This is a genomic window from Cellulosimicrobium cellulans (genome assembly GCF_016921195.1).
GTDB lineage: Bacteria > Actinomycetota > Actinomycetes > Actinomycetales > Cellulomonadaceae > Cellulosimicrobium > Cellulosimicrobium cellulans_F.
Genome location: NZ_JAFGYF010000009.1, coordinates 24,287 through 43,766 on the forward strand (window position 1 = coordinate 24,287; position 19,480 = coordinate 43,766).

At 74.5% G+C, this 19,480-nt stretch carries 20 protein-coding genes; 7 read left to right on the forward strand and 13 right to left on the reverse strand.

Translation table 11 applies throughout. The features are described from left to right. Nucleotides 1-20: 20 nt before the first annotated feature. Together modA and JN535_RS16445 are read right to left on the reverse strand one after the other, a co-directional pair. Nucleotides 21-902, reverse strand: a complete 882-nt coding sequence (gene modA, locus JN535_RS16440; protein ID WP_205206705.1) for a molybdate ABC transporter substrate-binding protein — start codon at nt 900-902, stop codon at nt 21-23. Continuing rightward, on the reverse strand, nt 899-1,303 hold the full coding sequence (locus JN535_RS16445) for a TOBE domain-containing protein (RefSeq protein WP_205206707.1): 405 nt from the start codon (nt 1,301-1,303) through the stop codon (nt 899-901). The genes modA and JN535_RS16445 overlap by 4 nt, the downstream gene beginning before the upstream one ends. Before the next feature lie 114 nt (nt 1,304-1,417). On the opposite strand from JN535_RS16445, the gene JN535_RS16450 reads away from it, so the two are divergent. Next, a complete protein-coding gene (locus tag JN535_RS16450) occupies nt 1,418-2,392 on the forward strand; it encodes an alpha/beta hydrolase family protein (RefSeq protein WP_205206709.1) in 975 nt (324 codons plus the stop codon). A gap of 29 nt (nt 2,393-2,421) precedes the next feature. Beyond that, nucleotides 2,422-2,910: a GNAT family N-acetyltransferase gene (locus JN535_RS16455; protein ID WP_307868845.1), complete on the forward strand. Its 489-nt coding sequence runs from the start codon at nt 2,422-2,424 to the stop codon at nt 2,908-2,910. Between the two features lie 118 nt (nt 2,911-3,028). On the opposite strand, the gene JN535_RS16460 is transcribed toward JN535_RS16455, so the two are convergent. From JN535_RS16460 to JN535_RS16480, 5 genes are all read right to left on the reverse strand, one after another. Continuing rightward, the gene (locus tag JN535_RS16460) at nt 3,029-3,595 is read right to left on the reverse strand and encodes a DoxX family membrane protein (protein WP_205206711.1); all 567 of its coding nucleotides are present in this window, start codon (nt 3,593-3,595) and stop codon (nt 3,029-3,031) included. A 150-nt stretch (nt 3,596-3,745) separates the two neighbouring features. After that, nucleotides 3,746-4,504: a respiratory nitrate reductase subunit gamma gene (gene narI / locus JN535_RS16465; protein ID WP_205206713.1), complete on the reverse strand. Its 759-nt coding sequence runs from the start codon at nt 4,502-4,504 to the stop codon at nt 3,746-3,748. Further along, a complete protein-coding gene (gene narJ / locus JN535_RS16470) occupies nt 4,501-5,256 on the reverse strand; it encodes a nitrate reductase molybdenum cofactor assembly chaperone (RefSeq protein WP_205206715.1) in 756 nt (251 codons plus the stop codon). The genes narI and narJ overlap by 4 nt, the downstream gene beginning before the upstream one ends. Then, nucleotides 5,253-7,109, reverse strand: coding sequence for a nitrate reductase subunit beta (narH, locus tag JN535_RS16475; RefSeq protein WP_307868846.1), 1,857 nt, complete (start codon nt 7,107-7,109; stop codon nt 5,253-5,255). The genes narJ and narH overlap by 4 nt, the downstream gene beginning before the upstream one ends. Nucleotides 7,110-7,176: 67 nt before the next feature. Next, nucleotides 7,177-11,112: a nitrate reductase subunit alpha gene (locus tag JN535_RS16480; RefSeq protein WP_240201325.1), complete on the reverse strand. Its 3,936-nt coding sequence runs from the start codon at nt 11,110-11,112 to the stop codon at nt 7,177-7,179. Between the two features lie 221 nt (nt 11,113-11,333). Between JN535_RS16480 and JN535_RS16485 the strand changes: the two genes are divergently transcribed. Then, complete coding sequence (locus JN535_RS16485; RefSeq protein ID WP_205206717.1) at nt 11,334-11,843, forward strand: MogA/MoaB family molybdenum cofactor biosynthesis protein; 510 nt, start codon at nt 11,334-11,336, stop codon at nt 11,841-11,843. Between the two features lie 10 nt (nt 11,844-11,853). Here JN535_RS16485 and JN535_RS16490 read toward each other — a convergent pair whose 3' ends face one another. Genes JN535_RS16490 through JN535_RS16510 form a run of 5 tightly spaced genes read right to left on the reverse strand, consistent with a single transcriptional unit; the run spans nt 11,854 to nt 14,965 of the window. After that, the gene (locus tag JN535_RS16490) at nt 11,854-12,090 is read right to left on the reverse strand and encodes a MoaD/ThiS family protein (protein ID WP_205206719.1); all 237 of its coding nucleotides are present in this window, start codon (nt 12,088-12,090) and stop codon (nt 11,854-11,856) included. A gap of 3 nt (nt 12,091-12,093) precedes the next feature. Beyond that, nucleotides 12,094-12,387, reverse strand: coding sequence for a DUF6457 domain-containing protein (locus tag JN535_RS16495; RefSeq protein WP_205206721.1), 294 nt, complete (start codon nt 12,385-12,387; stop codon nt 12,094-12,096). Further along, complete coding sequence (gene mobA, locus JN535_RS16500) at nt 12,384-13,109, reverse strand: molybdenum cofactor guanylyltransferase (protein ID WP_307868848.1); 726 nt, start codon at nt 13,107-13,109, stop codon at nt 12,384-12,386. The genes JN535_RS16495 and mobA overlap by 4 nt, the downstream gene beginning before the upstream one ends. Then, the gene (gene moaC / locus JN535_RS16505; protein WP_205206723.1) at nt 13,106-13,576 is read right to left on the reverse strand and encodes a cyclic pyranopterin monophosphate synthase MoaC; all 471 of its coding nucleotides are present in this window, start codon (nt 13,574-13,576) and stop codon (nt 13,106-13,108) included. Before moaC ends, mobA begins: the two co-directional genes overlap by 4 nt. A gap of 57 nt (nt 13,577-13,633) precedes the next feature. Further along, nucleotides 13,634-14,965 (reverse strand): molybdopterin molybdotransferase MoeA, encoded by a 1,332-nt coding sequence (locus tag JN535_RS16510; protein ID WP_205206724.1) that lies wholly within the window; start codon nt 14,963-14,965, stop codon nt 13,634-13,636. Between the two features lie 105 nt (nt 14,966-15,070). Here JN535_RS16510 and JN535_RS16515 point away from each other — a divergent pair, with 105 nt between their 5' ends. The 3 genes from JN535_RS16515 to JN535_RS16525 all read left to right on the forward strand — a co-directional run bounded on the left by JN535_RS16515 (nt 15,071) and on the right by JN535_RS16525 (nt 17,843). Beyond that, a complete protein-coding gene (locus tag JN535_RS16515) occupies nt 15,071-15,829 on the forward strand; it encodes a PAS and ANTAR domain-containing protein (protein ID WP_205206726.1) in 759 nt (252 codons plus the stop codon). Between the two features lie 28 nt (nt 15,830-15,857). Further along, the gene (locus JN535_RS16520; RefSeq protein ID WP_205206728.1) at nt 15,858-16,718 is read left to right on the forward strand and encodes an SDR family oxidoreductase; all 861 of its coding nucleotides are present in this window, start codon (nt 15,858-15,860) and stop codon (nt 16,716-16,718) included. Nucleotides 16,719-17,021: 303 nt separating this feature from the next. After that, a complete protein-coding gene (locus JN535_RS16525) occupies nt 17,022-17,843 on the forward strand; it encodes a GAF and ANTAR domain-containing protein (protein ID WP_240201326.1) in 822 nt (273 codons plus the stop codon). 24 nt (nt 17,844-17,867) lie between these two features. Here the strand turns inward: JN535_RS16525 and JN535_RS16530 are convergent, their stop codons facing one another. After that, the gene (locus JN535_RS16530; protein ID WP_205206730.1) at nt 17,868-18,608 is read right to left on the reverse strand and encodes a PAS and ANTAR domain-containing protein; all 741 of its coding nucleotides are present in this window, start codon (nt 18,606-18,608) and stop codon (nt 17,868-17,870) included. Nucleotides 18,609-18,700: 92 nt separating this feature from the next. On the opposite strand from JN535_RS16530, the gene JN535_RS16535 reads away from it, so the two are divergent. Beyond that, the gene (locus JN535_RS16535) at nt 18,701-19,192 is read left to right on the forward strand and encodes a DUF6328 family protein (protein ID WP_205206732.1); all 492 of its coding nucleotides are present in this window, start codon (nt 18,701-18,703) and stop codon (nt 19,190-19,192) included. Nucleotides 19,193-19,480 lie beyond the last annotated feature (288 nt).

The following is a 19,480-nucleotide window of genomic DNA, read 5'->3' on the forward strand; positions in this document are numbered from 1 at the left end:
CCTGCGAGGCGGGGCGGACGTCATGGTGCCGTCGCGTCCGGGGCGCCGAAGCCCGCGGCGGCGAGCGCCGCCTGGCCGGCGTCGCCGGTCACGAGGTCGATCCACGCCTGCGCGAGCTCGACCTGCTCGGGGCCGGCCTCCTCGGCCGCCGCGACGAGCGCGATCGGGTACACGTTGAGCGCGGCGGCGGTCTCGGGCACGTCGACCACGTCGACGTCGTCGCCCGCGAGGGTCGCGTCCGTGACGTACACGAGGCCCGCGTCGGCCTCGCCCGACGTCACCTTGGCGAGCACGTCGGTGACGCTCGCCTCCTCGCTCACGCGGTGGACGGTGACGCCCGCGGCCTCGGCGACCGTGTCGGTGGCCGCGCCGCACGGGACCTCCGGCGCGCACACGACGACCTTGACGTCCTCGCGCCCGAGGTCGGCGAACGCCTCGACGCCCGCGGGGTTGCCGGGCGGGGTGACGATCGTCAGCGTGTTCGTCGCGAACGCGACGGGGTCGGACGCGTCTCCCGCGTCGACGACCCGGGTCATGGTGCGCTCGTCCGCGGACGCGAAGACGTCGGCCGGCGCCCCGGCGAGGATCTGGTCGCCCAGGTCGGACGACCCGGCGAACGACAGCGTCACGGTGACGCCCTCGTGCTCGGCCTCGAAGTCCGCCGCGAGGTCCGTGAACACGTCGCGCAGCGACGCCGCGGCGAGGACCGTGAGCGTGCGCTCCTCGGCCGGCGTGCTCGCGGAGCCTGTCGCCCCCTCCGGCGCCGCGGCGTCGTCCCCGGCGTCCGCGCCGGTACCGCACGCGGCGAGCGCGGCGACGAAGGTCGCTGCCCCGAGCGCGGCGAGGGCGCCTCGGACCCGGTTCGGCGAGGAGGTCGTGCGAGGGCGTGCGCCCGCGTTCACGCGGTCCCTCCCGGGGTCTCGACGATGACGGTCGTCGCCTTGACGACGGCGACGGCGAGGCTGCCGGGCTCGAGCCGCAACTCTCGCACGGCCTCGGTGCTCATGAGCGACACGACACGATGGCCGCCGCAGAGCATCTCGACCTGGGACATGACCGTGTCGCTCACGACGCCCGTCACGATCCCCACGAACCGGTTGCGTGCCGAGCGCGCGACGCCCGACGGGTCGGGGGTCGGGTGCGACTGGGCGACGGCGAAGCGCGCGAGCTCCGCGCCGTCGACGACCTTGCGCCCGGCGTCGTCGGCGCTCGCGGCGAGGTCGCCCGCGTCGACCCAGCGGCGGACGGTGTCGTCGCTGACCCCGAGGAGGCTCGCGGCCTCACGGATCCGAAAGTGCGGCATGAAGGCGACGATAGACCCGCACCTGCGGAGTGTCATGTCGCGGGATCGCGAGCAACGGCGCAGCGGCGAGCGGGCGCGCACCGTGCTTCGCCACCGCGCTCGCTAGGGTGACGCATGGCCCTCCGACGACGCGCCCGTCCCGCCGCCATCCCCACGGATCGACGGGGGGCGCTCGCCGTCCTCGCGGTCGCCGTCGTCGCCCTGACGCTCGCCGCGTGCACCGCGGGCGCGGCGCCCGACGACCCGACCACCGCCCCGACGTCGGGCACGCCCACCGACGGGCCGACGCCGACGTCGCAGGTCACGACCCGGGAGACCGCGTCGGAGGGGTTCCCCGGGGTCTACGCGGTCCCGGACAGGCTCTCCGCCCACGACCCACGGCCCGCCGTCCTCGCGTTCGGCGGGTCCGAGGGCGGGTCGCAGACCGGCCGGATGGTCGCCGAGGCGGTCGCCGGACTCGGGTACCCCGCGCTCGGCATCGGCTACTTCAAGAACGTCGACCAGCCGTCGTCGCTCGAGGAGGTGCCGGCCGAGACGTTCCTCGACGCCCTCGCCTGGCTCCGGGAGCAGCCGGGCGTGGACGGCGACGCCGTCCTCGCGTTCGGCGTCTCGCGCGGTGGGGAGATGGCGCTGTGGCTCGCGGCGAACCGGCCGGAGCTCGTCCACGGCGCGGTCGCCCCGGTCGGCGCCGACGCCGTGATGTGCGGGTACCCGGACGTCTCGCGCTCCGCCTGGACGTTGGGCGGCGTGCCGCTCCCGTGCTCCTCGGACGTGCACGCGCAGACCGCGGCGAGCCCCGAGGCCCGGATCCCGGTCGAGCAGATCGACGGTCCCGTCGTGCTCGCGTGCGGGACCGAGGACGAGCTCTGGGACTCCTGCGCGTTCCTGCGGCGCGCGGAGAGCAGCCTCGCGGAGCGGGACGCCGGGACGACCGTGGCGATCCACGGCGACGGCGCGAGCCACTTCGTCGCGACGCCGCCCTGGTTGGACCAGCCCTGGGGCGACCCGGACACGGAGACGGCGGACCTCGCCGTCCGCCGCCAGCTCTGGGCCGCCGTCGACGAGGCGCTCGCGTCGCTCGACTCCTGACCTCGCGCACGGTGTGGCACGCTCGGGGCGTGAGCGAGACGACGACCCGGGACGCCGTGCGCGTCGCCGTCGAGAACCCGACGACCGCCGACGTGCTGGCGCTGCTCCGGGAGCACCTGGACGACATGTACGCGACGTCGCCGCCCGAGAGCGTGCACGCGCTCGACGTCGAGCGCCTGCGCGCACCCGACATCACGTTCGTCACGGCGCGGTCCGCTGACGGACACCTCCTCGGGTGCGGCGCGCTCAAGCAGCACGACGCGACGCTGGGCGAGCTCAAGTCCATGCGCACGACGGCGGCCGCGCGGGGCCGGGGCGTCGCCGCCACGGTCCTCGCGCACCTGCTCGACGTCGCCCGCGACCGCGGCCTCGACCGCGTGAGCCTGGAGACGGGTACCGAGGACTACTTCGCGCCCGCCCGCCGGCTCTACGCGCGTCACGGGTTCGTGCCGTGCCCACCGTTCGCGGACTACACGGACGACCCGAACAGCGCGTACCTGACGCTCCCGCTCGCCTGACGGGGCGGCTCCACCAGGCGACGGTGAGATCGGCACCCCGACAGACAGGACCCCGTGACCGGTACCGGTCACGGGGTCCTGTGCGTCGGGTCAGGGAAGGCGTGGGAGCGCCGAGGTGTCATGCGTCGAGCTTCAGGCGAGCCCCGAGGGCGACGGCGGCGACGACGGCCGCCCCGGCGACGAGCACGAGGTCCTTGAGCACGTACTGGCCCAGGAGGGTCATGCCGTGGCCGAAGAGCTCGCCGGCGAACAGCACGATCGGCGACAGGATCCCGGCCATCGCGACGGCGAGGGCGATCAGGCCGGTGCGCAGCAGCCGTCCGGTGACGAGCGTCAGACCGATGAACGTCTCGAGGACCGCGGTGAAGATCACGGCCGCCGTCCCGCCGACGAGGCCGAGCGTGAGCGTCTCGACGGTCCGCGCCGCGATCGACTCCGCCGGGCTCGCGCCGGGGAAGAACTTCAGGACGCCGAACCCGAGGAACACGAGGCCGAGGGCGACGCGCAGCGCGGGGACGGACCAGCGGGTGAGGAACCGTGCCGTCGCGGTGACGGCCGCGTCGACGCGACCGGTCAGGCGCTCGGTCAGGCCGGTGGCGCGACGCGCGGCAGGGGACGGGGCCGACGCCACGGTCGGGCGGACGGCGCGGGGACGACCGGTGGTCGTCGGGGCGGTGGTGGACATGCTCGAACCTCTTCCGGTGACGGTCGCGGTCGGGGTGACCGCCCCTGGAAGGAGGGCGTGGTCGGACGTCCGGTGGGCATCGACGCCGCGTTTTCACCCGCTGCGTCGCCGTGACCTGGTAGGTCGTCCGGTCTCGCGGGTGGCTCCGGGTCAGCGGGCGCGCGGTCGCTCCGACGGGTCCCAGCCCGGCCGCGGGGCACGCGCGGCGACGGACGCGTCGCGCGCGCGGTAGACGACGTAGGGCCGGAAGAGGTACGGCACAGGCGCGGAGAACGCGTGCACGAGCCGCGTGAACGGCCACAGGATGAACAGCAGGTTGGCGGCGACGACGTGGAGCTGGAACGCCGCGGGCACGCCCTCCATGAGCGCGGGCTGCGGCTGGAGGTACCACAGCGAGCGGAACCAGGGGGAGATCGTCTCCCGGTAGTCGTACCCGTGACCGCCGGCGAGGAGCTGCGTCTGCACCGTGGCCCACGACCCGAGCACGATCGACGCCGCGAGGAACACGTACATGGTCTTGTCCATGCGCGTCGTCGCGCGGAAGACGGGGCCGGACGTGCGGCGGCGGTAGATGAGGATGAGCAGGCCCGCGACGAGCACGACGGCCGCGACCGACCCCATGTACGTGGCGACGAAGTGGTAGGCCACCTCCTTGATGCCCACCGCCTCGGTCCACGACTTGGGGATGACGAGCCCCATGAGGTGGCCGAGGATCACGAACAGCAGCCCGAAGTGGAAGAGCGGGGACCCGAGCCGCAGGAGCCGCTTCTCGTAGAGCTCGCTCGACCGGGTGGTCCAGCCGAACTTGTCGTACCGGTACCGCCAGATCGACCCCACGACGAAGACCGCGAACGTCACGTACGGGAACACGACCCACAGCAGGATCTCGCCCGTGCTCACCCCGCTCATCGCCCCGCACCTCCGGCTCGGTCGGCCCCGGCGCCGTACGGCTCCAGCGCGAACGGCTCCATCCCCACGAGCTCGGCGGGCGGTCCCGCCGTGACGAGCTCGACGTACCGGCGCTGCGTGCGCTCGTCGAGCGGCGGCAGCGTGAGGCACACCGCCTCGACCAGGCCGGTCCACGGGCTCGCCATGCTCTCCAGCGCGGTCCGCAGCACCTCGATCCCGTCACGGTGGGAGGCCAGCAGACCCGCCGCGATCGTCGCGTCGTCGCCCTCGGTGCGCGCCGAGAACTCGAGCACGGTGGGCAGGTAGTCGGGCAGCTCCGAGCCCGTGACCTCCCAGCCCGCGGCCCGGTACGCCTCGACGAACGCGACGAGCGCCGTCCCGCGCCGCCGGGTGTCGCCCGCCGCGTAGTACGACAGGTACATCGAGCACCTGCGCTTGAGGTCGAACGTCGCGACGTAGCGCGCCTGGAGCTCGCGCAGGCCCCTCGCGTCCGAGGAGGCCGACAGCACGTCGCAGAACGCGTCGAGGCGCTCGCGGACCGGCGCGGGCAGCCCCGGCGTCGACGCCCGGACGGCGACGGCCGCGTCGAGCACGTCCGCGTCGGGGTAGGCGAGCAGCACGGACGCCGCCATGTGGGTCGTGCGGCGCTGGGTGCCCGACGCCGCGACGGGGGCCAGATGGTCGGGCTGCGGCCCGCGAGGCCGCGCCCCGGGCCGCAGCGCGGGGGTCGGGAGCAGGGAGCGCGCCCTCATCGGGTGCCCCCGTCGGGCTCGACGCCGGGACCGCTGCCGGGCGCCGGACCACCCGTCGGCCCGCCGGGCGCCGGTCCACAGGGCGCCGGTGGACCGGGGATCGTGTCGTGCCGCGCGTCCTGGCGCCCGCCCGGCAACGAGCCCGGGCCGCCCGGCGTGACGCCGCCGGGCGCGCCCGACACGTCGCCCGGCTCGGGCCCCTCGCCCGGCGGGAAGAGGCCGGGCGGTCGCCCGTTGCCGTCCCAGTTGAGGAGGTTGACGCGGCCGGGGGTCGACGGCCCGTACGGCGAGTCCGCCGTCTGCCGCGCCTGGAGCACGTGGAAGTTCTCGACCGCGACCGGCACCGGGCTCCCGGACGTCTCGCCGAACGGGCCGCCGCCCGTGAGGCCCATGCCGCCCATGCCGGGGCCGCCGTCGTAGTCGAGGGAACATGAGAGCTCGTCGAGCTCGCGCGCGATCTCGGTGTGCGCGGTCGGGATGACGTACCGGTCCTCGTACTTCGCGACGGCGAGCAGGCGGTACATCTCCTGGACCTGGGTGCCGGTCATGCCGACCGCGGCCGCGGTCCGCTCGTCGGCCTCCCGACCGAGGTTGATGTCGCGCATGTACGACCGCATGGCGGCCAGGCGGCGCAGAACACGCTCCACCGGGGCGGTGTCGCCCGCGGTGAACAGTCCCGCGAGGTACTCGAGCGGGATGCGCATCTTCGAGATCGCGGCGAACAGCGTGCGCCCGTCCTCGCCGTCGTTCCCCGAGGCGGCGACGACGTCGACGACGGGGGACAGGGGCGGGATGTACCAGACCATCGGCAGCGTGCGGTACTCGGGGTGCAGGGGCAGCGCGACCTCGTAGCGCGAGATGAGGTCCCAGATCGGCGAGCGCTGGGCGGCCGTGATCCAGTCGTCGGGGATGCCCTCGGCACGCGCGGCGGCCACGACCTCGGGGGCGTTCGGGTCGAGGAAGACGGCGCGCTGCGAGGCGAGGAGCTCGTGCTCGTCCTCCACGCTCGCGGCCTCGGTGACCTTGTCGGCGTCGTAGAGGACGAGACCGAGGTAGCGCAGGCGGCCGACGCACGTCTCCGAGCACACGGTGGGCAGGCCGACCTCGATGCGGGGATAGCACAGGGTGCACTTCTCGGCCTTGCCGGTCTTGTGGTTGAAGTAGACCTTCTTGTACGGGCAGCCGGTGACGCACATGCGCCAGCCACGGCACTGGTCCTGGTCGACGAGGACGATGCCGTCCTCGGCCCGCTTGTACATGGCGCCGGAGGGGCAGGACGCGACGCAGGCGGGGTTGAGGCAGTGCTCGCAGATGCGGGGCAGGTAGAACATGAACGTCTTGTCGAGCTCGGTCGCGACGTGCTCGGACATGTGCTGGAGCACGGGGTCGTCCTGCATGGTCGCGGTCGAGCCGCCGAGGTCGTCGTCCCAGTTCGCGGACCACGAGATGTCGATGTCCTGGCCCGTGAGCAGAGACTTCGGCCGCGCGACGGGCGTGTGCTGCCCCTGCGGCGAGGAGAGCAGCATGTCGTACTCGTAGGTCCACGGCTCGTAGTAGTCGTGGATCGAGGGGAGCTTCGGGTTGGAGAAGATCGTCGCGAGCTTCTTCAGCCGGCCCCCGGCGCGGAGCCTGAGCCTGCCCTTCTTCGTCCGCACCCAGCCGCCCTGCCAGCGCTCCTGGTCCTGGTAGGTGCGCGGGTACCCCAGCCCGGGGCGGGTCTCGACGTTGTTGAACCACACGTACTCGACCCCGGTGCGGTTGGTCCACGCCTGCTTGCACGTGACCGAGCACGTGTGACACCCGATGCACTTGTCCAGGTTCATCACCATCGACATCTGCGCCATCACCCGCACGACGCCACCCCCTCCCGTGCCGACGACGCCCCGCCCGCGCCCTGGCCCCGCGCCGTCCCGGTCCTGCTCACGAGTACCGCACCTCCTGGCTGCGTCGGCGGATGACGGTCATCTCGTCGCGCTGGTTCCCGGTGGGCCCGAGGTAGTTGAACGCGTAGGAGAGCTGGGCGTACCCGCCCGCGAGGTGCGTCGGCTTGAGGAGGATGCGCGTGAGCGAGTTGTGGATGCCGCCGCGCAGCCCGGACGTCTCGGCGAGCGGGACGTCGATCGTGCGGTCGGTCGCGTGGAACATGTAGACCGTGCCCTCCGGCATGCGGTGGCTGACGATCGCACGCGCCACGACGACGCCGTTGCGGTTGTACGCCTCGATCCACTCGTTGTCCGCGACGCCGATCTTGGCGGCGTCCGCCGGGCTCATCCAGATGCCCGGACCGCCACGGGACAGCGAGAGCATGAAGAGGTTGTCCTGGTACTCCGAGTGGATGGACCACTTGTTGTGCGGGGTGAGGTACCGGACCGCGACCTCCGCGTGGCCCGCGGAGCCGGGGTAGCCGGACGGGGACGTGTCACCCACGACGGGCGAGTCGCCGAAGAGGCGGTGCATGTCCAGCGGCGGCCGGAAGATCGGCATGTGCTCGCCGAGCTCGATCATCCAGTCGTGGTCGAGGTAGAGGTGCTGGCGACCCGTCAGGGTGTGCCACGGCTTGAGCCGCTCCACGTTGACGACGAACGCCGAGTACCGGCGACCCCCGTGCTCGGAGCCGGACCACTCGGGAGACGTGATGACCGGCGTCGGGCGCGACTGCACGTCCGGGAACGTCACGCGCTTGCCCTGCTCGTCGAGCGCGAGGTCCGCGAGCCGGGTGCCGGTGCGCTGCTCGACGTGCTCGAACCCCTGCACCGCGAGCCGGCCGTTCGTCGTCCCCGAGAGCGCGAGGATCATCTCGCACGCGTGCGTGTCCCGGTCCAGGCGCGGGCGCCCGGCCGCCGGGCCGTCCTGGACGAGGCCGTTGCGACGCCCGAGGTCGGCGACCTCGGGAGCCGGCGAGAAGTGCACGCCCTTGGTGACCATGCCCGCCTTCTCGGTGAGCGGCCCGAGCGCGGCCATGCGCGCGGCGAACGCCGGGTAGTCGCGCTCGACGACGACGAGCTTCGGCATGGTCACCCCGGGCACGAGCTCGCGCTCCGTCACCGGGAGCCCGGAGTCGGTGAGCGCGCCGTGCGGGACGGCCATCTCGTCCGGGGTGTCGTGCGCGAGCGGCGCCGCGACGAGGTCCTCGCGGACGCCGAGGTGCGTCGACGCGAGCTCGGACACCTTTCCCGCGAGCGTGTGGAAGATGTCGAAGTCCGTGCGCGTCTGCCACGGCGGGTTGATCGCGGGGTTGAACGAGTGCACGAACGGGTGCATGTCCGTCGAGGACAGGTCGTGCTTCTCGTACCAGGTCGCGGCGGGGAGCACGACGTCCGAGAACAGCGTCGTCGACGTCATCCGGAAGTCGAGCGTGACGAGCAGGTCGAGCTTGCCGCGCGGTGCCTCGTCGCGCCACGTCATCGACCGCGGGCGCCGCTCGGGACCGGACTCCGCGGCGTTGACCGCGGCGTCCGTGCCGAGCAGGTGCTGGAGGAAGTACTCGTTGCCCTTGCCCGACGAGCCGAGGATGTTCGCGCGCCACACCGTCACGACGCGCGGGAAGTTCGCCGGGTCGTCCGGGTCCTCGCACGCGAACCGGAGGTTCCCGGCCTTGAGCTCGTCGACCACGTGCTGCGCCGGGTCCTTGCCCGCCGCGCGCGCCTCGTCCACGAGGTCGAGCGGGTTGCGGTCGAACGTCGGGTAGCTCGGCATCCAGCCGCGCTGCGCCGACTCGACGAGCGTGTCCGCCGTCGTGCGCCCGGAGAACTGCCCTTGCGCGAGCGGCGACGCGAGCGCGTCCGCGGGCAGGCCGTCGTAGCGCCACTGGTCCGTCGCGAGGTACCAGAACGCGGTGCCGATCATCTGGCGCGGCGGGCGCGACCAGTCCAGGCCGCCCGCGTACTGCGCCCAGCCCGTGACGGGGCGGCACTTCTCCTGCCCCACGTAGTGCGCCCACCCGCCGCCGTTCACGCCCTGGCAGCCGGTGAGCGTCGTCAGCGCGAGCATCGCGCGGTAGATCGTGTCGGAGTGGAACCAGTGGTTCGCACCCGCGCCCATGATGATCATCGAGCGCCCGCCGGAGTCGAGCGCGTTCTGCGCGAACTCCCGACCGATCCGCTCGGCCGCAGCGGCGGGCACCCCCGTGAACCGCTCCTGCCACGCCGGCGTCGCGGGCGTCGCGTCGTCGTCGTAGCCCGCGGGCCACTCGCCGGGCAGCCCCAGCTCCGGGCGGTTCACGCCGTACTGCGCGAGCAGCAGGTCCAGCACCGTCGTGACGAGCCGCCCGCCGACGCGCCGCGCCGGCACGCCGCGCACGACGACGCCCGCGCCGCCCAGGTGTGCGCCCGCCTCGTCGCCCGGTGCCGGGTCGAGGTCGAACCGCGGCAGCGCGACGGCGACGGTCTCGTAAGTGAGACCTGCCGAGGCAGAACCCTGGTACCGCGAGGTAGAGCCCTGGTCTGCCGAGGTAGAGCCCTGGTCGGCCGACGACGGGCGCTCGGGGACGGTGTCGCGGGTGGGGGCGGCCTGCGGGGCGCCCCAGAAGACGCCGTGGGGATCGGCGACGGAGAGCAGCGGGTCGATGTCCCCGAGGTCGAGGTTCCAGCGGCCCGCGCCGGCCTCGCCGTAGCGGTGGCCGAGGCTGCCGTTCGGGACGCGCGGCGTGCCGTCGGCATCGAGCACGACCGTCTTGAAGCGGGCGTTCGAGGAGGAGGCGTCGTCGTCGCCGGGCCGCCCGACGCCGTCGGGCAGGTCCGCGGCGGTGAGGAACTTCCCGGGCACGTACGCCGCACCGGACCCCGGGCCGCCGTCGTGCTCGTCGAGGACGACGAGGTGGGGGAGGTCGGTGAAGCGGGCCGCGTAGTCGGCGAACTGCGGGGTGCGGCGCTGCGCGTAGTGCTCGGTGAGGATGACGTGGCCCATGGCCTGGGCGAGCGCGCCGTCGGTGCCCGGGTGCGGGGCGAGCCACTCGTCGGCGAACTTCGTGTTGTCCGCGTAGTCGGGCGACACGACGACGACCTTCTGGCCGCGGTAGCGGGCCTCGGTCATGAAGTGGGCGTCGGGGGTGCGGGTCACGGGGACGTTGGAGCCCCACATGATGCAGTAGGTGGAGTTCCACCAGTCGGCGGACTCCGGGACGTCGGTCTGGTCGCCGAACACCTGCGGGGACGCGACCGGGAGGTCGGCGTACCAGTCGTAGAACGACAGCATCGTGCCGCCGAGCAGCTGGACGAACCGCGCGCCGACCCCGTGGGAGACCATCGACATCGCCGGGATCGGGGAGAAGCCCGCGACCCGGTCGGGACCGTAGGCCTTGATGGTGTGCACGTGGGCGGCGGCGACGATCTCCGCGGCCTCGTCCCAGGTGGCGCGCACGAGGCCGCCCTTGCCGCGCGCCGCCTTGTAGGCGCGAGAGGTCTCGGGGTCCGTCGTGACCTTGCGCCACGCGAGCACCGGGTCGCCCGTGGCGGCCCGGGCCGCGCGGTAGGCGTCGAGCAGCGCGCCGCGCACGTAGGGATAGCGCACGCGCGTGGGGGAGTAGGTGTACCAGGAGAACGCGGCCCCGCGCGGGCAGCCTCGGGGTTCGTACTCGGGGGAGTCGGGGCCGACGGAGGGGTAGTCGGTCTGCTGGGTCTCCCAGGTGATGATGCCGTCCTTGACGTAGACCTTCCAGGAGCAGGACCCGGTGCAGTTCACGCCGTGGGTGGAGCGCACGACCTTGTCGTGGGACCAGCGGTCGCGGTAGAACACGTCACCATGGCGCCCGCCGGTGAGGAACACCTGCCGCAGGTCGTCGGACACCTGGCCGCGCTTGAGGTGCTTGCCGAGCCGCAGCAGCGCGTCCTCGACCGGCCCGTCCGACGTCGTCGTCATCCCAGGCTCCCGCCGCCCGCGGGGACGGGACGCGCCGCGCGCGACCGCGGGCTGCGCACCGACGACGACGGCACGGACAGGTACGACATGAGGCCTCCTGGGCGAGCAGGTGCGGCGGTCGGTCCACAGCCACTATGCCCAGGTCGTCCGGATCGCGCGCGGCGAGCGCGCGCCACGCTCCCGTCTCCGTCGGGCCGCGCCCGGCTCGCTACCGTGGCGCCATGAGCGCACCCACCGGACGGCCCGCGGACGCGACCGTCGCCGTCGTCACCGTGTCGGACCGCTGCTCGCGCGGCGAGGCGGACGACCGCTCGGGGCCGCTGCTCGCGGGGCTCCTCGAGTCCGCGGGCTGGGCCGTCGTCACGGACCTCGTGCCCGACGGCGTCGTCTCGGTGCGCGACGCCGTCGCCCGGGCCGCGGCGGGGGGAGCGCGCGTCGTGCTCACGACCGGAGGGACCGGCGTCGGCCCGCGCGACCTCACGCCCGAGGGGACGCGCGAGGTCCTGGAGCAGGAGGTGCCCGGCATCGCGGAGGAGCTGCGCCGGCGCGGCGCGGCGCACGTGCCGGCGGCCGTGCTGTCGCGCGGGCTCGCGGGGATCGCGTCAGGGCCGAAGGGTCGGGTGCTCGTCGTGAACCTGCCCGGGTCGACCGGCGGCGTGCGCGACGGCTGGTCGGTGCTCGAGCCGCTCCTGCCGCACGTGCTCGCCCAGCTCGACGGCGGCGACCACTGACGCCGGGCGGTCAGCCGCCCGCGAAGGGCGGGAGCACGTCGACCGTCTGGTCGGGGCCGACCGGCGTGTCGTCGCTCGACGCGCGCACGCCGCCGACGAGGAGCGAGCAGCGCGGGAGCACGTCCCGGAGCGCCGCGTGGCGCGCGACGAGCGCCGCGTGCAGCTCGCCGACGGTCGTCGCGTCGACGGTCTCGGTCTCGGTGCCCGCGGCGTCACGGGCGCCGGCGAAGTAGCGGACGGTCGCCATCTCTCAGCCCTGCGTCTCGTCCCGCGCGGCGGTGCCGGGCAGCTCGGGCTCCGGCGTCCACGCGAGCGCGAGCTCGGCGGCGCGGTCGAGGACGTCCTGCACGGTGCGGCCGGAGCCGTCGTGCGCGGCGAGGCCGGCGACGTAGCCCGCGACGAACGTCGTGAGCGGCGCGGCGGGGCGCTCGATGCCGTGCGCGGCGTCACGCGCGAGGTCCAGGATCGCGCCGATGTCGACGACCTGCGGGTCCAGGTCGAGGTCGCTCGCCAGCGCGTCGACCCAGCGCTCGAGGTTCGTCATCGCGGCCTCCTGCGGTCCGTCGGGGTGTCGTCGGGCGGCGGTACCGCACGCGCGCCCAGGCGGCGGTCCTGCTCGCGGGCATCCTCCCACGTGTCCACGTCGGCGGTGGCGCCGTCGTCGTCGGGGACCGCGAGCGCGGGCAGCCCGGCGAGCAGGCGGCGCACCGACGCGCCGTGCACCGCGGGGAGCGCCGCGAGCGCGTCGGCGAGCGCTGCCCGCTCGTACAGTCCGACGAGCCACTGCTCGCGCCCGTCCCGGACCGCGAGCACGGCGCGCACGCGGTCCGCCCGTCCGCGCGCCGCGGCGAGCAGCGCGGGCACCGCCTCCGCCGCTCGGGGGACGTCGCACGCGAGGACGAGCACCCAGGGCGCGCGGCCGTCGTCGGGCAGCGCGGCGAGGCCCGCGGCGAGGGCGGCGACCGGCCCGCCGAACGGCGGCTCCTCGCGCGTCAGGGTGTAGCGGGCGGGGTCGGCGAGCTCGTCCGGCCCGACGACGACCGTCCGCCCCGCGCCGGCGGTCGCCGCGAGCGCGTGCTCCAGCAGCGGACGACCCCCCACGACCACGCCCGGCTTGGGCGTCCCCAGCCGCTCCGCCCGGCCCCCGGCCAGCACGACGGCGTCGAAGGGGAGGGACGGTTCGGCACCCCGTGCGCGGATCGGCAGCGCGGGGTGCCGGTCCGGCCCGTCGGGTGCCGACCCGTCGTCGGGACGGGGATCCGTCACGGCTCGCGGTGCCAGTCGCCGGACTTGCCCCCGGTCTTGGCGACGAGGCGGACGTCCGTGAGCTCGACGGACTTGTCGAGCCCCTTGACCATGTCGACGACCGCGAGCCCCGCGACGGCGACGGCGGTGAGCGCCTCCATCTCGACGCCCGTGCGGTCCGCGGTCCGGACGGTCGCGGTGACGTCCACGCCGTGGTCGCCGACGGCGAGGTCGACGACGGCGCCGTGCACCCCGATGACGTGCGCGAGCGGCAGCAGCTCCGCCGTGCGCTTGGCGCCCGCGATGCCGGCGATGCGCGCGACGGCGAGCACGTCGCCCTTGGGGACGGTCCCGTCGCGCAGCGCGGCGACGATCTGGGGGGAGCAGCGCACGACCCCGGTCGCCGTCGCGGAGCGGACGGTCGGCTGCTTGGCGGTGACGTCGACCATGCGCGCGTGCCCGCGCTCGTCGAGGTGCGTGAAGGTCATGGCGCCACTCTCGCACGCGTGGCCCGCCGCGCGGACGGGCCGGAGGACCCCGGCGGGTCAGTCCAGGAGCAGCACCCGGACGGCGTCGCCGGGTTCGACGGCCGTGACGTCGGCGGCGACGACGGCGAGCGCGTCGGCGTGCGCGAGCGCGCTCACGCGGTGGGAGCCGGAGCCGCGCGCCCTCGCGGGGTCCGACCCCCGGTCGCGGCGCCGGCCCGCGGGGACGACGTGCGCGCCGTCGGGCGCGGTGTGCCGGACGAGCACGAGCTGCTCGCGCCCGGGCGGCGACGACCAGCCCTCCCCGGCGACGCGCTCCACGAGCGCGCGGCTCGTGGCGGGGACGCCGCGCAGGCGGTCGAGGACGGGCCGCACGAACAGCTCGAACGAGACGAACGCGCTCACGGGGTTCCCCGGCAGCGCGAGCCACGGGACGCCGCGCCACCGCGCGAGCCCCTGCGGCTTGCCGGGCTGCATCCCGACCGCGACGAGCCGCGCGTCGTCGACCGCGCCCTCCCACGCCGTCCCGGCGCGCGTCGCGGGGTCGAGGACCTCGCGCACGACGTCGAACGCGCCCGCGCTCACGCCGCCCGTGCTGACGACCAGGTCGGGCGGGACGCCGTCGAACGCGGCCAGCAGGTCGTCGAGGGCCGCGACGAGCACGGCGGCGGCGTCGCCGACCGCGCCCCGCCGCACCACGCGCGCCCCGGCCGCGCGGGCCGACGCGGCGAGCAGGACGGAGTTGGAGTCGGGGATCCGGCCCGGGCCGGGCGCGGTCCCCGGTGCCACGAGCTCGCTGCCCGTGGAGAGCACGGCCACGCGCGGCGCCCGGTGCACGCGCACGGTCGCGTGCCCGGCGGACGCCGCGACGGAGACGTGCCGCGCGGTGAGCACGACCCCCGCCCCCACGACGACGTCCCCGCGGCGCACGTCCTCGCCCCGCGCGCGCACGTTGCTCCGCGCCGCGTCGTGGATCTCGACCGTCGCCGGACCGTTCCCGTCCGCCCCGGGCGTGAAACGCCGGGCAGACGTGCGCTCGACCGGCACGACGAGGTCGGCACCGGCCGGCACGGGGGCGCCGGTCATGATCCGGGCCGCCTCGCCCGTACCGAGGCGGGTGTCGAGACCCGTCGCCCCGGCCGCGACGTCCCCGACCACGCGGAGCGTGACAGGCGAACCGGTCGTCGCCCCCGCCACGTCGGCCGCCCGCACCGCGTAGCCGTCCATCGCGGACGCGTCGAACGCGGGCGCGTCGAGCGTCGAGACGACGTCCGCGGCGAGGACGGACCCGACCGCGTCCTCGAGCGGGAGGTCCGTGGCCTGCGTCGGACGGACGAGCGCGAGCGCGTCGTCGGCGTGCTGGGCGATCGTCCGGCGCGGCTCGCGGGTCATGCCCGCACCGTAGCGGAGCCCGGGTGCCGACTCCGGACGAGTGGGCTAGGTTGGAGAACGGAGTCATGAAGCGGCCCGAAGCCCCCCGAAACTTGGGAGGACACCATGGCCTCGAACTCCGTGACCACCCTCAGCCCCGACCAGTCCGCGCCCGTGCGGCCCGCAGCCCTCGCCGAGGTGCTCGCCGTGGGCACGCACCTCCTCGTCGGGCAGTACCGCGTCGAGCTCGGTTCCGGGACGTGGTGGTGGTCGGACGAGGTGTACGCGATGCACGGCTGGACGCCGGGGGACGTCGAGCCGAGCCTGGACGCGCTGCGCTCGCGCAAGCACCCCGACGACCGCGCCCGCGTGGTGCGGGCCGCGACGGAGGCGATCCGGTCCGGCCGGCCCTTCTCGTGCGCGCACCGCATCGTCGACGGGCACGGCAAGGCCCGCTCCGTCGTCGTGACGGGGCAGGGGCGCCGGGACGCGCGCGGACGCGTCGTCGAGATCGCGGGCTACGTCGTCGACGTCAGCCCGACCCACAAGGAAGCGCTCGAGCGCGAGTCGCAGCGGGCCGTGACGCGTGCGTTCGTCAGCCAGGCCGCCGTCGAGCAGGTCAAGGGCGTGCTCATGGCCGTGCACGGCGTCGACGACGTCGCGGCGGGCCACCTCCTCGCGGAGGCCGCGGGCGAGGCCGGCGTCCCGGTCCAGGAGACCGCGGCGCAGGTCATGCGTGCGCTGAGCAAGGCCGGCGGGGTGGGCCCGACGGCGGAGGCGACGCTCGCGGGGGCGTTCGCCGCCGTGCGCCCGGTCGCCCGCCCGCGCGCGCACGACGCCCAGCTCGCGCGCCGTCGCGAGCCGGCGCGCTCGCGAGTCGCGTGACAGGACCCCGACGGAACGGAGGAACCACATGACGGACGAGACCGCCGTCCCGGCCCAGCAGCAGGAGCCCCCGGGCCTCACCGGGCCCATGGACCCCGCACCGGACCACGGCGAGGAGTCGTACCGCGGGAGCGGGCGGCTCGAGGGGCGCCGGGCGCTCGTGACGGGTGGCGACTCGGGGATCGGGCGTGCCGTCGCGATCGCGTTCGCGCGGGAGGGCGCCGACGTCGCGATCGGCTATCTGCCCGAGGAGCAGGAGGACGCCGAGGAGACGGCGCGCTGGGTCCGCGAGGCGGGCCGCACGTGCGCCCTCCTGCCCGGCGACCTGACCGACGAGGCGACGGCGCGCGCGCTGCCGGGGCGCGCGGTCGCGGAGCTCGGCGGCCTCGACGTGCTCGTCAACAACGCCGGGTTCCAGATGGCGCGGCGCGAGTCGATCGAGGACGTCACGACCGACGAGATCGACCGCGTCCTCAAGACGAACCTCTACGCGTTGCTGTGGGTCACGCAGTCGGCGCTCGAGCACCTGGGGGAGGGTTCGGCGATCGTCAACAACTCGTCGATCCAGGCGTTCCAGCCGTCGACCTCGCTGCTCGACTACGCGTCGACCAAGGCCGCGATCAACAACCTCACCGTCAACCTCGCGGCCGAGCTCGGGCCGCGCGGCATCCGGGTCAACGCCGTGGCGCCCGGTCCGATCTGGACCCCGCTCCAGCCCGCGACCCAGCCGGAGGAGAAGATCGAGAAGTTCGGGCAGGACACCCCGCTCGGGCGGGCGGGACAGCCCGGTGAGGTCGCCCCGGCGTTCGTCTTCCTCGCCTCCCCGACGGACGCGAGCTACGTCTCCGGCACGGTGCTCGGGGTGACGGGAGGAAAGCCCGTGTTCTAGGGCCGGGAAGAGACCTCCCCGTGCGGGCCACGGACGGGTCGGCCGAGGGCCGCGACCCGCACGGGAGGGTCGGAGGGTGGGCGTGCGCGCCCGCCCGGGGGCGGGTCCGCCGCGAGAGCGACGGTGCCCGTGGGAGATCAGCCGCCACGCCTTGTGCGGGCGAGACGGCCACCGCCCCCGACCCGCCCGGGCGCCCTGCCCGGGCGGGGCCTCCGGCGCGGCCCGCAGGACATCACGGCTGACCTGGCCGGGTATCGGTCGTCCTGAGGACGATCTACGCTGGGCCGGGAAGAGGAGGCCGAGATGGCGAGCATCGAGCAGAGCGTCGAGCGGGGCACGGTCTGGATGCCGGCCGGCCCGGGGGCCACGGTCCCGACGCCGCACGCCGAGACCGTCGCCGGGGTCCCGGAGGTCGTGGGCGGCAGCGAGCAGGCCGTCGCCGAGCTCGTCGCCGACGCCGCCCGGGCGCTCGCCGACGAGCCGACCCTCCAGCAGACGCTCGACCGTGTCGTCGAGCTCGCCGTGTCGATGGTGGACGGGTGCGAGTCCGCGGGCGTCTCTCTCGTCACGCGCGGGCGCATCGAGAGCCCCGCCGTGTCCGACCCCCTCGTCGCGCGCGGTGACGAGCTCCAGTACGAGCTCCGCGAGGGACCCTGCCTGGACGCGGTGCACGACCATGCGCTCGTCGAGTCGGGCGACATCGAGACCGACGCACGCTGGCCACGGTGGGCGCCCACCGCCGCGCGCGAGCTCGGGATCCGGTCGATGCTGTGCGTGCAGCTCTACACGTCCGAGAACGCGCACGGCGCGCTCAACATGTACTCGACGAAGCCCGACGTGTTCGGACCCGACGACCACCACCTCGCGTCGACGTTCGCCGCCGTCGCCGCAGCCGCGATCTCCGCAGCCCGCACCGAGGAGCAGCTCCAGTCCGCCGTGCAGACCCGCACGCTCATCGGGCAGGCGCAGGGCATCATCATGGAGCGCTACTCCCTGAGCGCCGGCCGCGCGTTCGCGGTCATGAGCCGAGTGTCCCAGGACGCGAACATCAAGCTCGTCGACATCGCGCGCGAGATCGTCGAGACGCGTCGCATCCCGGGCCTCGGTGCGCCGCAGGCGGACTGACCGAGCGCCCAGCGGCCGGCGGTCTCACCTGCCGGCGGCCGGCTCGTCGTCGCGCGCCTCCGCGTCGCGGGGAGCGCCGAGCAGGTCGTCGACCAGGCGGCGCGTCACGTCGTCGACCGGCGACTCACGGCCCGCGCCCACCACGCCGTCGACCAACCGCCGTGCGAGTTCGCGGACCGGGACGTTGACGTCGTTCGAGCGGCGGCGCAGCAGCTCGAACGCCTCGTCCGGTCCCGTGCGCAGGGCCGCCATGAGGACGCCCTTCGCCTGCTCGATGACCGATCGCGACGCGTCCGCCGCGCGGATCGACGCCGTCGCCTCCCGCCGCGCCGCCTCGGCGTGCGCCGTCGTGACGTCGACGAAGTAGCCGACGATCTGGGCCCACGGGATGTCCGCGCCCGGGTTCTTCCCCTGCGCCGCCACAGCGAGCGTGCGAGTCGCCCCCGTCGCGTCCACGATGCGGTGCATGGACCCGAACGGCTCCCCGGTGCGCGCCGCCTGCGCGAGCTCGCTCGCGACGCGATCGCGGTCCTCGGGATGCTTGTGGGACAGGACGAGCGCCGTCGTCGGGACGACCTCGCCGGGCGCGAAGCCGTGCATCTCGTACACCTCGTCCGACCACCACCACGTGTCGGTGGCGACGTCGACGCGGAAGCGGCCGACCGGCTGGGGATCACCCGGGCCGAGGGCGGCGAGGAGGTCGGCGAGAGCCGGAGGGACGACGTCGTCGGGTTCCGCGACGTCGGAGGGCAGGGCAGCGTCCATCGATGGGGGTCCCCGGAGATCGATCAGGACGGAGCCGATTCCTGACCCCAGCAGAAGGAAGATTATCCCAGGGGCGGCCAGAGGGAGGACTCATGACCACGCAGGTCAGCGACGGACGTGACGAGTCGGCGGACGAGCGGTCGGACCGCAACTGGGCAGAGCTGCTCCAGGAGCTGCGCGTCATGCAGATGGGCGTGCAGATCCTCACGGGGTTCCTGCTCACGCTGCCGTTCCAGCAGCGCTTCGGCGACCTCGACGCGTTCCAGATCGGCGTCTACCTCACCCTGGTGGCGCTCGCCGTGCTGTCCACCGGTCTGTTCGTCACGCCCGTGAGCCTGCACCGCGCGCTTTTCCGCAAGCACCGCAAGACGGCGCTCGTCACGATGAGCGACCGCATCGCCCGCGTGGGCGTGCTCGTCCTGGCGTTCGTCGTCACCGGGACGGTCCTGCTCGTGGTCGACGTCGTCGTGAACCGTACGGCAGCGCTGTGGTCGAGCGGCTGCGCGCTCGTCCTGCTCGTCGGCCTCTGGTTCCTCCTCCCGCGCCTCGTCGCCCGCACCCCGGCCTCTCCTGCGTCCACCTGACTCGCGAGGTAGAACCGCGGTCGCGCGAGGTAGAACGGTGGTCGCGCGAGGTAGAACCGTGGTCGGCACTCCGGCCCGCGTGGTCGGGTCCGCGGTGGGGGTGGCCTCGGATGCTCGGGGCTGCGGCGCCGTCACCTCGGTCTTTCGGCCGTGGTCTGAGGAGCGCCGCTCTGACGCCCCTTCGCATCCGAGCCCACCCCCACCGCTCGGCCGTCGCCCACCATGACCTTGCCACGGGCCGACCAGGTGGTCCCGGCAAGCCGAACAGGCGACCCGGCTCGTCAGACA

Coding starts and splice junctions, on each gene's coding strand:
- JN535_RS16510 (WP_205206724.1), bottom strand. CDS start 14,965: ATGACCCGCGAGCCGCGCCGGACGATCGCCCAGCACGCCGACGACGCG.
- JN535_RS16480 (WP_240201325.1), bottom strand. CDS start 11,112: ATGACGACGACGTCGGACGGGCCGGTCGAGGACGCGCTGCTGCGGCTC.
- JN535_RS16525 (WP_240201326.1), top strand. CDS start 17,022: ATGGCGAGCATCGAGCAGAGCGTCGAGCGGGGCACGGTCTGGATGCCG.
- JN535_RS16460 (WP_205206711.1), bottom strand. CDS start 3,595: ATGTCCACCACCGCCCCGACGACCACCGGTCGTCCCCGCGCCGTCCGC.
- moaC (WP_205206723.1), bottom strand. CDS start 13,576: ATGACCTTCACGCACCTCGACGAGCGCGGGCACGCGCGCATGGTCGAC.
- JN535_RS16450 (WP_205206709.1), top strand. CDS start 1,418: ATGGCCCTCCGACGACGCGCCCGTCCCGCCGCCATCCCCACGGATCGA.
- JN535_RS16490 (WP_205206719.1), bottom strand. CDS start 12,090: ATGGCGACCGTCCGCTACTTCGCCGGCGCCCGTGACGCCGCGGGCACC.
- JN535_RS16495 (WP_205206721.1), bottom strand. CDS start 12,387: ATGACGAACCTCGAGCGCTGGGTCGACGCGCTGGCGAGCGACCTCGAC.
- narJ (WP_205206715.1), bottom strand. CDS start 5,256: ATGAGGGCGCGCTCCCTGCTCCCGACCCCCGCGCTGCGGCCCGGGGCG.
- JN535_RS16485 (WP_205206717.1), top strand. CDS start 11,334: ATGAGCGCACCCACCGGACGGCCCGCGGACGCGACCGTCGCCGTCGTC.
- JN535_RS16445 (WP_205206707.1), bottom strand. CDS start 1,303: ATGCCGCACTTTCGGATCCGTGAGGCCGCGAGCCTCCTCGGGGTCAGC.
- JN535_RS16515 (WP_205206726.1), top strand. CDS start 15,071: ATGGCCTCGAACTCCGTGACCACCCTCAGCCCCGACCAGTCCGCGCCC.
- narI (WP_205206713.1), bottom strand. CDS start 4,504: ATGAGCGGGGTGAGCACGGGCGAGATCCTGCTGTGGGTCGTGTTCCCG.
- JN535_RS16535 (WP_205206732.1), top strand. CDS start 18,701: ATGACCACGCAGGTCAGCGACGGACGTGACGAGTCGGCGGACGAGCGG.
- JN535_RS16520 (WP_205206728.1), top strand. CDS start 15,858: ATGACGGACGAGACCGCCGTCCCGGCCCAGCAGCAGGAGCCCCCGGGC.
- JN535_RS16530 (WP_205206730.1), bottom strand. CDS start 18,608: ATGGACGCTGCCCTGCCCTCCGACGTCGCGGAACCCGACGACGTCGTC.